The 13,045-nt window shown below is 53.4% G+C and carries 13 protein-coding genes; 12 read left to right on the top strand and 1 reads right to left on the bottom strand.

The features are described from left to right. Nucleotides 1-53: 53 nt before the first annotated feature. The 5 genes from WKI47_RS18975 to mmuM all read left to right on the top strand — a co-directional run bounded on the left by WKI47_RS18975 (nt 54) and on the right by mmuM (nt 5,483). On the top strand, nt 54-521 hold the full coding sequence (locus WKI47_RS18975; protein ID WP_340228742.1) for a DUF523 domain-containing protein: 468 nt from the start codon (nt 54-56) through the stop codon (nt 519-521). A gap of 20 nt (nt 522-541) precedes the next feature. Continuing rightward, nucleotides 542-1,288: a type I methionyl aminopeptidase gene (map, locus tag WKI47_RS18980; RefSeq protein ID WP_340228743.1), complete on the top strand. Its 747-nt coding sequence runs from the start codon at nt 542-544 to the stop codon at nt 1,286-1,288. Between the two features lie 9 nt (nt 1,289-1,297). Then, the gene (locus WKI47_RS18985) at nt 1,298-2,281 is read left to right on the top strand and encodes a hypothetical protein (protein WP_340228744.1); all 984 of its coding nucleotides are present in this window, start codon (nt 1,298-1,300) and stop codon (nt 2,279-2,281) included. Nucleotides 2,282-3,126: 845 nt separating this feature from the next. Beyond that, nucleotides 3,127-4,521 (top strand): S-methylmethionine permease, encoded by a 1,395-nt coding sequence (gene mmuP, locus WKI47_RS18990; protein WP_340228745.1) that lies wholly within the window; start codon nt 3,127-3,129, stop codon nt 4,519-4,521. Between the two features lie 8 nt (nt 4,522-4,529). Next, nucleotides 4,530-5,483 (top strand): homocysteine S-methyltransferase, encoded by a 954-nt coding sequence (gene mmuM, locus WKI47_RS18995; RefSeq protein WP_425355489.1) that lies wholly within the window; start codon nt 4,530-4,532, stop codon nt 5,481-5,483. Between the two features lie 382 nt (nt 5,484-5,865). On the opposite strand, the gene WKI47_RS19000 is transcribed toward mmuM, so the two are convergent. Beyond that, on the bottom strand, nt 5,866-6,285 hold the full coding sequence (locus WKI47_RS19000) for a chemotaxis protein CheW (RefSeq protein WP_340228747.1): 420 nt from the start codon (nt 6,283-6,285) through the stop codon (nt 5,866-5,868). Nucleotides 6,286-6,577: 292 nt separating this feature from the next. Here WKI47_RS19000 and WKI47_RS19005 point away from each other — a divergent pair, with 292 nt between their 5' ends. The 7 genes from WKI47_RS19005 to rpsN all read left to right on the top strand — a co-directional run bounded on the left by WKI47_RS19005 (nt 6,578) and on the right by rpsN (nt 13,017). After that, a complete protein-coding gene (locus tag WKI47_RS19005) occupies nt 6,578-7,198 on the top strand; it encodes a lysophospholipid acyltransferase family protein (RefSeq protein ID WP_425355490.1) in 621 nt (206 codons plus the stop codon). 100 nt (nt 7,199-7,298) lie between these two features. Then, on the top strand, nt 7,299-8,183 hold the full coding sequence (locus WKI47_RS19010; protein WP_340228748.1) for a DMT family transporter: 885 nt from the start codon (nt 7,299-7,301) through the stop codon (nt 8,181-8,183). A gap of 182 nt (nt 8,184-8,365) precedes the next feature. Next, nucleotides 8,366-9,697, top strand: a complete 1,332-nt coding sequence (locus WKI47_RS19015) for a hemolysin family protein (protein ID WP_340228749.1) — start codon at nt 8,366-8,368, stop codon at nt 9,695-9,697. A gap of 57 nt (nt 9,698-9,754) precedes the next feature. Further along, a complete protein-coding gene (locus WKI47_RS19020; protein ID WP_340228750.1) occupies nt 9,755-10,426 on the top strand; it encodes a hypothetical protein in 672 nt (223 codons plus the stop codon). Nucleotides 10,427-10,664: 238 nt separating this feature from the next. After that, nucleotides 10,665-10,925, top strand: coding sequence for a YqkE family protein (locus WKI47_RS19025; RefSeq protein WP_340228751.1), 261 nt, complete (start codon nt 10,665-10,667; stop codon nt 10,923-10,925). 568 nt (nt 10,926-11,493) lie between these two features. Further along, nucleotides 11,494-12,699: a GTP-binding protein gene (locus WKI47_RS19030; protein ID WP_340228752.1), complete on the top strand. Its 1,206-nt coding sequence runs from the start codon at nt 11,494-11,496 to the stop codon at nt 12,697-12,699. Nucleotides 12,700-12,747: 48 nt separating this feature from the next. After that, nucleotides 12,748-13,017, top strand: coding sequence for a 30S ribosomal protein S14 (gene rpsN / locus WKI47_RS19035; protein WP_340228753.1), 270 nt, complete (start codon nt 12,748-12,750; stop codon nt 13,015-13,017). Nucleotides 13,018-13,045: the final 28 nt, after the last annotated feature.

Here is a 13,045-nt window from a genome sequence, read left to right on the forward strand (position 1 = left end):
AAAGATGCAGCGTGCAGTGGTATAATAGCGGATAACGGCAAGGAGGGGAACCTATGATATTGGTCAGTTCCTGCCTGGCGGGATTTGCGGTCCGCTATAACGGCACGGACAGCCTGGAAGACGATGTTCGCAGGCTGTTGGAAAAAGGGCAAGCGGTCGCCGTTTGTCCGGAGCTGATGGGCGGATTTCTCACGCCGCGCGAGCCTGCCGAGATCGTCGGCGGCGACGGAGACGGTGTGCTGGACGGCTTGGCGAAGGTGATCGAGCGCTCCGGCGCCGACGTGACGGAGTTGTATCTGCGAGGTGCCCGGCTGACACTCGATAAAGCGCGCGAAATCGGGGCAGACACGGTCATTTTGAAAGAAAACAGTCCGTCTTGCGGGAGTTTGGCGATTTACAACGGGGACTTTGCAGGCATTAAAATGGCCGGACACGGCGTGACTTCAGCGCTGCTGCGCCGACATGGCATACGGGTGTTATCGGAGAACAATTATCGGGAAGCTTTGAAGCTTACTATTTAACCGGAAAAAGGAGAACAAGCATGATAGCAAAAACAGAACAAGAAATCGAAGGCTTGAAAAAAATCGGACGAATCGTGGCTTTGATCCGCGATGATTTGAAAGAAATGGCGAAACCGGGCGTACGCACGCTCGATCTGGATCTGCGCGCGGCTGAGCTTTTCAAAGAACACGGCGCGGTATCCGCTCCCAAGTCGACTTACGACTTCCCCGGCTATACCTGCATCAGCGTGAACGAAGAAGTGGCGCACGGCATTCCGAGCGAACGCGTCATTCAGGAAGGCGATCTGGTGAACGTGGACGTGTCCGCTTCCTGCGACGGTTATTTTGCGGATACGGGCGTATCGTTCGTGGTCGGAAAAGGCGATCCGCGTCTGGTCGAGCTATGCGAAGCGGCTGTCGAAGCTTTCGAAGCGGGCGCAGCCAAGATCAAAGCCGGATCGAAGCGCAACAATGCGGGCAAAGCGGCTTACAACGTCGCGCGCCGTCACGGGTTCAATATCATCGAAACGCTGACCGGACACGGGATCGGCACGGCGCTGCATGACGAGCCGGAATACATTTTGAGCTACTACGATCCGACCGATACCGACCTTTGGAAAGAAGGTTCCGTGATCGCGTTCGAACCATTCGTGTCCACCAACGCGCGCGAAGTGGTGGAAGACGAGCACGACGGTTGGACCCTGCGAGCGGACGACGGCAGTCTGGTTGCCCAATATGAACACACGATGATTATTACCAAAGGCGCGCCGATCATCCTGACCAAGTAGGAGTCCGATATGACAAACATGACGGCAACCCGCCTGTTCAACGAAGCGTTGGAGCGGCGGGAGCAATTGGGCGTAGAGCAGGCTTTCGGCTTTGTGCAAGAGCATGGCGACCGGGCGGATGCACGGCAGATGAATCTGCTTTACGCGCTTGCGGCTGCGTCGGGACGAACGGACGAGGCTTTTGCGCTGCTGAACGAAGCGGTAACGGAACGAGGGTTTTGGTATCCGGCCGAGTATCTGCTGGAGGACGAGGATCTGGAATCGCTGCGCGGACGCGAAGGCTTTGCCGAGCTGGCGAAACTGTGCGGGAAGCGCGAGGAAGCGGCGTTGAATCAGGCGGCTCCGGGGCTTACGGTGCTGGAGCCGCGTGAAGATTCGTCTGCCGCGACGGAAACCGGACAAGGAGAGACAACGGCGTCGGCGCGTCCGATCTTGCTCGTGCTGCACGGCGATCAGGAAAACGAACGCGATACCGAAGCGTTTTGGAAGTCCGCGCAGGAGTCGGGCTGGAACGTCGGCTTGATCCGTTCGTCGCAGATACGCTTTTCGGATGCTTACGGTTGGGACGATATCGATCTGGGTGCGGCCGAGCTGCGGGAGCATCTGGAAACGCTGCGCGATGCGGCGGGAGATGAAGCTTTTATCGTATTGGGCGCTTTTTCGACCGGAGCCGAAGTGGCACTGAATGCCGTACTGCACGACGAGTTTCCGGCGGACGGCCTGATCTTCGTATCGCCGTGGTTGGACGATGCAGCCGAATGGGCGGAAGCGTTGCACCGATTGGAAGACCGGAAGCCGCGCAGTTTATGGATCGCGGGAGCCGAAGACGAGGAAGGACGGGAATCGTCCAGAACGTTGACCCAGGCGATGCAAGAGCGTGGACTGAAAGCTCGGTTGAAAACCGTGGCCGAACTGGGGCACGATTATCCGGCCGATTTCTCGCTTCGTTTGGCGGAAGGGCTGAAATGGATAGCCGAAGTCGACGGCAAATGATGCGGCGCGGAAAGGACTGACCCGACGGGGTGAGTCCTTTTTCTGCGTTTATCAGGATAACGGGTTGAAAAAGTGCGAACCTCAAGCTCCCATAAAATTCCCGGGAGGTTCGCACCCCGCGAGGAATCATGAATTGAAACCAAGCAAAATCTCTGTAAGCCACGTCAAACATAAACATAGTCAATCTCCGCAAAAAAGCCCAGCACGCGATGGCGCTAAGGAATCAACCAGACCAATTGAGCCGAGCCGAGATAAGCGTCATTGCCGAAAGTGCAACGTAGACAGGCAAATGCGTTTATTTCTTGGATTACGTTGACAGAAAAGCAATCTACAAGCCGATTTTTTCTGAAATCTCAGCATATACGACGGCTACGTTGCCAAATCGTCAATGAAGATAGTGTAGCGGTCGAAATGAGGAACTTTGGCTTGCTTTTTTGGCACTGTAGCCAGATGATTCGGTTCAAAACGATCTATTTCAGACTGGAACCCGGCAGATCATGGGCATCCATGGAGCAGATCGAATCAGAGGCAACCATACGTCCTGACCTGATCACACGTTAGCCGCACGACTCCAATTTCGATTCCGATTCCGCTTGCGGGCCTGCAAGGATCTGATTAAGGATTCTTTTTGGCTACGGATTAAAGTCATGATGTAGCGGATTCAAACAAACTTCTCCAAACTGCCGATTCAATGCGGTGAAGGAACACACAAAAAATCGTTGACACCCGATGACAGTCCCGGTATATTGGGTTGAAAATCGTGGGACCCGGCAGGAATATGTTTCCGAGGCGTCTTGAATGCGAAGGCGTCTTTTTTGCGTGCGGACCGGAAGTGGGGAAGTTGGATGGGGCAAGAGAACAGCGGTAATTTTCAGCGTAAAATGCAGGTCAGACACGTCGTGATGCTATCGCTCGGCGGCGTGATCGGTACGGGATTGTTTCTGAGTTCGGGCTATACGATTCAGCAGGCAGGACCCGTCGGCGCGATTCTTTCGTATCTGGTCGGAGCGGTGGCCGTTTATCTCGTGATGCTGTGCCTGGGCGAACTTTCCGTGCAGATGCCGGAAACGGGAGCTTTTCACAGTTACGCCGCCAAGTACATCGGTCCGGCTACCGGATACACGGTCGCTTGGTTGTACTGGCTGACGTGGACCGTAGCGCTCGGCTCCGAATTTACGGCGGCCGGACTGCTGATGCAGCGGTGGTTCCCGGATGTCAACGTTTGGATTTGGAGCGCGCTGTTCGCGGCTTTGATTTTCTTTTTAAATGCAAGCAGCGTCCGTTTTTTTGCGGAATCGGAGTTTTGGTTCTCGTTGGTTAAAGTGCTGACGATCGTCGCGTTTATCGTGATCGGAGCGGCGGCCGTATTCGGCATTGTGCCGATGGAGGGACATCCCACGGCGCCTTTATTTTCGAACTTGACCGTTGGTGGTTGGTTCCCGAACGGAGCCGGTGCGATTCTTCTGACGATGCTGGCGGTAAACTTTGCTTTTTCCGGCACGGAGCTGATCGGCATCGCGGCCGGCGAAACCGTCGATCCGGCGCGCACGATCCCGAAAGCGATCCAAACGACGCTGCTGCGTTTGGTGCTGTTTTTTATCGGAACGATCGTGATTTTGTCGGCGTTGCTGCCTATGGATGATGCGGGGGTATTGGAAAGCCCGTTCGTTGCCGTGCTGGACCGCGTCGGTATTCCTTATGCGGCAGACGTGATGAACTTTGTGATTTTAACGGCGATCTTGTCAGCGGCCAATTCCGGTCTTTATGCGTCTTCGCGTATGTTATGGTCGTTGGCGGACAAAGGAACGATTCCGCGCTCGCTTTCCGCCATCAACAAGCGCGGCGTGCCGATGAACGCGTTGACGCTCAGCATGGCGGGCGGCGCATTGGCTTTGTTGTCGAGCATTGTGGCACCGGGAACGGTCTATATCGCGTTGGTGTCGATCTCGGGGCTTGCCGTCGTCATTGTATGGATGAGTATTAGCTTATCGCAGCTGATGTTCCGTCGTGCCTACATCAAAGCCGGAAACTCGGTTCGCGATCTAAGCTTCCGCACGCCGGGATATCCGTTCGTGCCGATCGCTTCGTTCTTGTTGTGTTTGTTGTCCTGCATCGGGATCGCGTTCGATCCGACGCAGCGTATCGCTTTATACTGCGGGATTCCGTTTATCGCTTTGTGTTATATGGCTTATTACGTAACCGCTCGGGGACGGGCAGGGAAGGGAGACGCACAAGCATGAATAACCCTATAAAAAGTTCCGAAAACCCGATTGCGGCCATACTGGCGGAGTATCCGGTGCTGGTTCTGGACGGAGCGATGGCGACGGAACTGGAGCGGCACGGCTGCGATCTGGATGATCCGTTGTGGTCGGCGCGCGTGCTGCTGGAACAGCCGGAGAAAATTCGCCGCGTACACGAGGAGTATTTCCGCGCCGGAGCCGACTGTGCCATTACGGCGAGTTACCAGGCGACGGTAGAAGGGTTTGCCGCAAAAGAAATCGGAGAAGAACAGGCGCTGGAATTGATTCGAAATACCGTAAAACTGGCAGCAGAAGCGCGCGATCAGGTGTGGGCGGAAGTCCAACGCGAAGGTCGCCCGAAGCCGATCGTCGCAGGTTCAGTCGGTCCGTATGGTGCTTTTCTGGCAGACGGATCGGAATATATCGGCCATTACGGTGTCGACGATCAACGTCTAACCGATTTCCATCGTCCTCGCGTACAAGCATTGATTGAAGCCGGAGCCGATATCCTTGCTTGCGAGACGATTCCTTCTTTACAGGAGGCTTTGGTACTGGCTGAATTGTTGAAAAATGAATTCCCGGAAGCTTTTGCCTGGATGTCCTTCTCTTTGCAAGACGGAGGCCGGATCAGCGAAGGGACTTCGCTAAAAGAGTGCGCACGGGCGTTAGAAGGCTATGAAGAGATTGCCGCGATCGGCGTTAACTGTGCTCCGGCTTCTTTTGCGACCGAAGCGATCAAGCAGCTTGCCGCCTATACCGATAAACCGCTGCTGATCTATCCGAACTCCGGAGAAACATACGAGGCGTCCACAAAAACCTGGCATGCCGGAGAGTCTCGTAGTTGTAGTGACTTTGCGCAGTCGGCGCGTGCTTGGCATGAAGCGGGAGCGCGTTTGATCGGAGGCTGCTGCCGAACGACACCGGAGCAGATTGCTCAAGTTTCGGCGCTGTGGCGTAGCTAAATGTATATATCGCGATGCTTTTTTGTTTTTTCAAAAAAGTTTTTTTAAAAGTGATCCAACTTTAAACCGATTGCGTTTCATTGGATGAGAGCGTCACAGACCAGACATCAGGAACGGCCCCATCGCCCGCTTGAGTTTTTTATACATCAGTTGGCGCTCTCGTTTTCCGCGGCGTATTTCATCAGACTTTCTACTTGCGCAACCCGTCAGTCAGCATGAACCGCAATCGATATGATCTCCTGTTACGGCGACGCTCCATCCATCCAGTTGATTCGCAGCAATTATCCAGCACGCCGAAGTCGCGGAAACGACAAAAAGCCCCGATGCGAATCGGGGCTTTTTGTTAGGTCTGATCTTGGATTTTCCGCTTACAAACGGGACTTTACGCTCCGCCACCCGTTGTCGAAGCCAACAGAGTGTCCACATTGAGCACCAGCACCAACCGATCCCCGTGTTCGAATACGGAAGGCAGGAAGCGGCGGCTGGCGACTTCTTCGTTGTCAGCCAAAGCAGAGTCCGGCACCGAAGCCGTATCGTCAAGAGAGTCGACCAGCAGTGCAACCTTCTCGCGACGCAGCAGAATAAACTTATCGGTGTCATTTTGATCTTCATGGGAGACGTTCAGCTTTTTGCGCAGGTTGAGGATGGTGTAGATCTCTTCACGGATCTTGACCACGCCTTCATGCCAGTTGGAGGAGAAAGGAATCGATGTACCCGGCTTGGAGTTCTGGATTTCATCGATCTCATGGAACGGAATACCGTACGTTTTGTCGGCCAATTTAAAAAGAATAAAATCGTTCATGGTATGCGCCGGTCTCCTTCGTTTACGAATAGAATCCTTCTGCGTTGAGTGAGCAATATTTGACGCAAAAGCATAGGCTTACCGTCATTATAGGTCATTACGTCTCACCTTGCTACCATCATCGTTGCGAAAGCTCTGTGCTTTTTCAAGCCGGATGCTGTTCAGAAGAGAAAGCGCATGGTACACTAACAGCGTATCGCACATTTTTCACGAGGAAATGCACTATTGCTTAAATTTAGGACCAGATACTAAATTTATCGAGAAACGGAAAGCGGAAGGAGCAGTCGACGTGTTGTATCAACCCCTCGCCAAATTAGCCAGACTTATACTGCGTGGATTCGGGAAGTTCGAGGTTATCGGAGCGGACAAGCTGCCGAAGGAAGGCGGCTACGTGATCACCTGCACGCATAGGGGCTGGATCGACGTCATCGCGCTCGGAAGCTCGCTGCTGCCGACCGAAGTTCATTTTATGGCCAAAAAAGAATTGTTCCGAAAAAAGATTGCCGATAAATTTCTACGCGATATCAACGCATTTCCGGTCGATCGCGAAAATCCGGGACCGAGCAGCCTGAAAATTCCGATTCAATTGCTCAAGCAGGGAAAAACGATCGGGATTTTTCCTTCAGGCACCCGTTCATCGGAAGACGCACCGCTGAAACGCGGCGCGGTCACGATCGCCAAAATGGCCAAAGTTCCGGTCGTACCCGCGGCGTTCTCCGGCCCTACCACGTTCAAGGGACTGCTGCGCGGAACGAAGACCCGGCTTGTAATCGGAGACCCGATCGCGACCGTATCCGACGAACCGGGAGAGGGTAAAAAAGACCTCAACGAGCTGGCCGACCGTCTGGTGCTCGCGATGAACAATTTGGAAACCGGATTGCAGCGCCTGGATCAAAATAAACAGCCGAGCTGAACCACTATTTGATGTCTACCCATAGCCGCAAAAAGAAGCGCGCCTACCGGCGTGTTTCTTTATTTTTCTATATCCAAACCCCGCAGAGGAGCCAATCATCATGAAAAAATTATCCGGAACGCAGCGCATGCTTTTGATCATTACGCTGGTTCTCATCTGGGGCGTGTCCTGGTCGATCTACAAAGTCGCCCTCGACTATACACCGCCGCTGCTTTTCGCAGGAATGCGAACGCTAATCGGGGGTTTGTTATTGGTCATCTTTTTACTGCCCAAGCGCGATCGCGTCCAGTGGAAAAAGAATTGGAAGGTCTATCTGATCTCTGCGCTGCTGAACGTGGCGTTATTCTACGGTCTGCAAACGGTTGGACTGATGTATATGCCGTCGGGATTGTTTACGGTACTCGTGTATTTGCAGCCGGTACTGGTAGGACTGTTCGCGGCGCTATGGCTGAACGAACGTATGACGCTGCCAAAAGCGGCCGGTTTGCTACTGGGCTTCCTCGGCGTGATCGCAGTCAGCGTCGGCGGATTCTCGGGGCATATTGCCGCGATCGGCGTTATTTTGGCATTGGGATCGGCACTCAGTTGGGCGCTCGGAACCGTGTTTATCAAAAAGTCCGCCGCTGACGTCGATTCGCTTTGGTTGGTCGCTTTCCAATGTACATTCGGCGGTATCCTGCTGACGCTGTCCGGTTCGATGACGGAAAGCTGGAGCGATATCGTATGGAACGGTGCGTATTGGATCGGACTGTTGTTCGGGATTTTTGTAGGTATCGCGCTCTCCTGGATTATCTACATCACGCTGACCCAATCGGGCGAAGCGAGCCAGGTTGCGTCCTATACTTTCATGGTGCCGCTATTGTCGGTGCTTGTGGGTACGCTGGCGCTGCACGAACCGTTCAGTCGTTTCCTGCTATTGGGTTTGGTGTTAATCGGAAGCGGCGTGTATCTGGTCAATCGGAAACCGCGGCGGATGATTTACTGATGAAGCAACTTGTATAGAAAAAGAGTCATTCCAGGCTGTTATGGCGGCGTATGGAATGACTCTTTTTTTGTGCCGCCTGCTCATGTGTAAAAATGGGTATATAGGTATCACGAAGATGACGAAGTTGTGAAGGGGGTGTTCTCCGTTTGCGCAGCTGTATCGCGCCGAAACGGAGGGTCAATATGGAAATCGTAAATGTAATTCTGGTTATTTTGCTGATCTTGCTTACTGCATTTTTCGTCGCGTCCGAATATTCGATTATCCGGGTACGCGTCTCGCGGATCAATCAACTGGCGGAAGACGGCAACAAAAACGCGCAGGCGGTTAAACGAATTTTATCGCGGCTTGATGAGTTCCTGTCCGCCAGTCAGCTCGGCACGACGCTCACTTCGCTGGCGCTCGGTTGGCTAGGCGAATCGACGGTCGAGGAACTGCTGGCGCCCGTGTTTGTCTGGCTGCATGTTCCGACCTCCATCACGGGTGTCCTGTCGTTCCTGTTGGCCTTCCTGATTCTGACGTTCTTCGAGGTATTGATCGGGGAACTGGTGCCAAAAACGGTCGCGATCCAGGTAGCCGAACCGCTGGCGCTCGCACTGGCACGTCCGTTGATCGTTTTTTACCGGATTACGTACCCGTTCAACTGGATTTTAAGCCGTTCATCCCGTGTCATCACTGGATTGTTCGGGCTTAAGCCGTTGACCGAAGGAGAAGCGGCGCAAAGCGAAGCGGAACTTCGACTGGCGCTATCCGAAGGCTTCAAAAGCGGAGAAATCACCCCGACCGAATACCGCTACCTGAACAATGTGTTCGATTTTGACGAGCGCGACGCGCAAGAGATTATGGTGCCGCGCACGGAGATTCGGCATATTTCGCAGAACGCGGACGTCCAAGACTTGCTGACGCTGATCGAGCCCAAAACGTACAGCCTTGTGCCGGTCTCGGTAAACGGCGATAAGGATCATATTGTCGGCATGGTCAACGTCAAGCAAGTGCTAAGCGATTACGTGAGAAAAGGCAACGCGGAGCCGCAGCCGATCGCCCCGTATATCCGTCCCGTGATTCAGGTCATCGAAACCGTGCGGGCGCGCGACCTGCTCGGCCGTATGCAAAAAGAAGGGATTCATATGGCGGTACTGATGGACGAATACGGCGGCACGTCGGGGTTGGTCACGCTTGAGGATCTGCTCGAAGAAATCGTAGGCGATATCCCGTCCAGCTCTTCGCCGGCAGGCGGAACCGCGCCGACGCCGCTGATCCGACCGGACGGGGAAGACCGTTTCCTGCTCAGTTCGAACGCGCTGCTGCATGACGTGAACCGCAAGCTGGGCACGGATATCGACTCGGAGGAAGTATATACGATCGGCGGCTGGCTATTGTCGGAAAAGTTCGATCTCAAGCAAGGCGATACGCTAAAGGAAGACGGTTGGGAGTGGACGATCAAGATCATGGAAGACGGACGCATTCGACAGATTGAAGCCATTCGCCGTACGCAAAAAGAACGAGACCAAGCCTGATTTGAAGTCCAAGCGAACGACTATGCGGGCCGAAGCCCGATAAAGGAGTGAAGCGAGATGGATAAACGGAAAAAACGGAGAATCGGTATCTTCAGTTCGGTTATGGCGGCGGCTTGTTTGATGGGGAGTTCGGTTATGCCGATTCAAGTCGCGGCGGCGATGGGTTCCGCAACGCGTGGACAGGCGGCTTCATCGGTGAGTACAAATGAAGCCGCGGCATTGAAAAAGGAAATCGTTCGCGAAGCGAATTTGGCGTTGCGGGCGCTCAAGGATCGGGATTTCGAGACATTGGCCGATATGGCAGCGCCGAGCGGTATTCGTTTTTCTCCGTACGCTTATATCGGGGTCGGCGCGGACCTTGTGCTGACGCCGCAGCAGATTCGCGAAGGCTGGGATAATCGCAAGCCGTATATCTGGGGACTGTACGACGGCAGCGGCGAAGTGATCCGGCTCGATTTTCGCGGTTATTACGATCGGTTTCTGAACAATCTGCCGTATACCGCGCCCGATGGCGTCGGATATAACCGGATCGTGCGCAGCGGGAATACGATCAGCAATCTGAAAGAGGTCTACCCGAATGCCCAATTCGTCGAATTTTACGTCAAAGGCGGTCGAAGCGGAATTGGCAATGTCGGAGGAATGGATTGGGGCAGTCTGCGCTTTGTTTTCGAGCAAAAACAAGGCGAATGGAAGCTGTCGGGTATCATCAGCGATCGGTGGACGATATAGGATAGCGAGGAAAATGTGGATAGAAAAATCCAAAACCATGAAGAAATTGTGAAAGATTTCAACAGACTGGGGATAAAAGGTCGATTTTTGGGGATAAACTTGTGTATAAAGGTAGAATAACCTGTGGGTAACGTCGTGTTTATGCACAGGTCTTTTCCTGTTCGCCAGGGTTCCTTTCCTATTGTGGTCGCCGTATAATAAAAAAGAAGCACTGCAACGATATAGGGAGGTAATCCAAATGGCCGCAAAGAAAAAACAGCCTGCCGCTCGTCCAGCCGCATCGGACAAGCCAGCAACGCTCAAAGATATGTTGAACCCGGAAGTATTGGCCAAGCTGCAAGCGCAAGCCAACGAACTGAAAGCTACCGAACAAGAGCGCCGCGACGAAGAACAACGCCTTGCCTCCGAAGCGAAAAAAGCCGAACGCAAGCGGTTGGAGAACGACTTCGAATATCTGCTTGGGCAAAGTGAAGGAAAGAAAATAAACAAATACGACTGAGCGTGGGAAGCAAGCAGGCGCTACGGGAAAAACTCGTTCGGGGCGCTGTTTCACCCGGAAAGTTCGATTGGAATTTTTAGTGGAATCTTTCCGAGTTCAAAGGCGTCAACATGGCTTTGGATGTTAATGCAGGTTTTCTTCGAAATCCTGTATTCCACTGAATTTCTCCCTCCGCTAACGCTAAGTCGTTTTGTTTAAAGGGAAAGAAAAAAGAAAAGCGGAAAAGATTAAAAAAGAAATCCGATCTCGTTCGGATTTCTTTTTTTGTCGAAAAAGCCAAACGTAGCTGGAAGCGGGCAGACGGAGAGAGAAATTCAGTTCAAGACGCCTTTGAACTTGGAAAACTTCCACTCAAAATTTCAATCGGTTTTCCAAGTGAGACAGCGAATTGAACGAATTTCTCTCGCAGTCTGCTCGCTTCCCGCGCCCAAGTAACTTTCGAGACAAACCAGGAAACCCGAAACCGATCGGGTTTCTTTTTTTATAAGCGTTGACAGCTTTGGAGAAAAAGGAGTATAGTACTCTTCGTTAATCGTAATTATTACTATTTGAAAAAGGAGCGGTAGATATGGAAGGAAAAAAGATTCCGGTCACCGTCCTGTGCGGGTATCTGGGATCGGGGAAAACGACTCTTTTGAACCATATTCTTCATAACCGTCAGGGCTTGAAAGTGGCGGTCATCGTCAACGATATGAGCGAGATCAACGTGGATGCGGGGCTGATTGCGGGCGAAGCGGGGTTGTCGCGCACCGAAGAAAAGCTGGTAGAGATGTCCAACGGCTGCATCTGCTGCACGCTCCGCGAAGATCTGCTGCGTGAGGTGGAGCGGCTGGCGGCGGAAGGGCGTTTCGATTACATTTTGATCGAGTCGACGGGAATCAGCGAGCCGGTGCCGATTGCGCAGACGTTTACGTACGCGGACGAAGAAACGGGTGTGGATCTGACATCGCTCGCGCGATTGGACTGCATGGTGACGGTGGTGGACGCGTATCGATTCTGGCACGATTTCGAATCCGGCGAAAGTCTGCTGGCGCGAGGCCAAGCAACCGGCGAAGACGATACGCGCGACGTGACGGATTTGCTGATCGATCAGGTGGAGACGTGCGACGTGCTGCTTTTGAACAAATGCGATCTGGTGGAGGAAAGCGAACTGCGTCGTCTGGAAGGCGTACTGCGCAAGCTGCAACCGTCGGCGAAAATCATTCGTACGGTGCGCGGCGAAGTGGAATTGTCCGAGATTTTGAATACGGGGCTGTTCGATTTCGAACAAGCGAGCCTGTCACCGGGATGGTTGCGCGAATTGCAGAAGGAAGAGCATACGCCGGAGACGGAAGAATACGGGATCGGCTCGTTCGTGTACCGCCGCAGAACGCCTTTCCATCCGGAACGTCTGGCGAACCTGCTGGCCGAATGGCCGATGGAAGTCGTACGCGCCAAAGGATTGATGTGGATTGCCGTGCAGGAAAATTGGGCGGCGAGCTTCAGTCAGGCCGGGCCGTCGATCCAATTCGGACCGGCCGGAAGCTGGATCGCGGGGCTGCCGGAGCAGGAGCGCGAAGAACTGTTTGCGGATCAGCCCGAGCTTGCGGAAGGTTGGGACGTTAACGTCGGCGATCGGATTAATGAATTCGTGCTGATCGGAATCGGCATAGAGCGGGAAGAGCTGGAAGCCGAACTGGATGCCTGTCTGCTGGACGAGTATGAAATGCAGGCAGACTGGGCTACTTTTACCAACCCTTTGCCCTGGACGACCGCCGAAGCGGTGAGCGTGTAACCCCGTCTTTTTAAAAAAATCGAGATAGAAGAAAAGGAGATATTCAACATGGCTAAAAAGTCGAAAGTCGTACGCGAGCAAAAACGTCAGGAAATGGTCGCCAAGTATGCGGATCTGCGTCGTGAATTGAAAGCAAAAGGCGACTACGCCGCTTTGCAAAAATTGCCGCGCGACTCCTCCCCAACCCGTTTGAAAAACCGCTGCGAGATCACGGGGCGTCCCCGCGGTTACCTGCGTAAATTCAAAGTTTCCCGTATCGCGTTCCGCGAATTGGCGCACAAAGGACAAATCCCCGGCGTAATGAAATCAAGTTGGTAAAAGAAATTTAACGTAGAACCGCAGAAGA

Source organism: Saccharibacillus sacchari (assembly GCF_037722395.1).
Classification (GTDB): domain Bacteria; phylum Bacillota; class Bacilli; order Paenibacillales; family Paenibacillaceae; genus Saccharibacillus; species Saccharibacillus sacchari_A.

Bases quoted from the DNA above. Each gene is read 5' to 3' on its own strand.
- mmuP (WP_340228745.1), top strand. From the start codon at position 3,127: ATGGGGCAAGAGAACAGCGGTAATTTTCAGCGTAAAATGCAGGTCAGA.
- WKI47_RS19010 (WP_340228748.1), top strand. From the start codon at position 7,299: ATGAAAAAATTATCCGGAACGCAGCGCATGCTTTTGATCATTACGCTG.
- WKI47_RS18975 (WP_340228742.1), top strand. From the start codon at position 54: ATGATATTGGTCAGTTCCTGCCTGGCGGGATTTGCGGTCCGCTATAAC.
- rpsN (WP_340228753.1), top strand. From the start codon at position 12,748: ATGGCTAAAAAGTCGAAAGTCGTACGCGAGCAAAAACGTCAGGAAATG.
- WKI47_RS18985 (WP_340228744.1), top strand. From the start codon at position 1,298: ATGACAAACATGACGGCAACCCGCCTGTTCAACGAAGCGTTGGAGCGG.
- WKI47_RS19025 (WP_340228751.1), top strand. From the start codon at position 10,665: ATGGCCGCAAAGAAAAAACAGCCTGCCGCTCGTCCAGCCGCATCGGAC.
- WKI47_RS19000 (WP_340228747.1), bottom strand. From the start codon at position 6,285: ATGAACGATTTTATTCTTTTTAAATTGGCCGACAAAACGTACGGTATT.
- WKI47_RS19015 (WP_340228749.1), top strand. From the start codon at position 8,366: ATGGAAATCGTAAATGTAATTCTGGTTATTTTGCTGATCTTGCTTACT.
- WKI47_RS19020 (WP_340228750.1), top strand. From the start codon at position 9,755: ATGGATAAACGGAAAAAACGGAGAATCGGTATCTTCAGTTCGGTTATG.
- WKI47_RS19030 (WP_340228752.1), top strand. From the start codon at position 11,494: ATGGAAGGAAAAAAGATTCCGGTCACCGTCCTGTGCGGGTATCTGGGA.
- map (WP_340228743.1), top strand. From the start codon at position 542: ATGATAGCAAAAACAGAACAAGAAATCGAAGGCTTGAAAAAAATCGGA.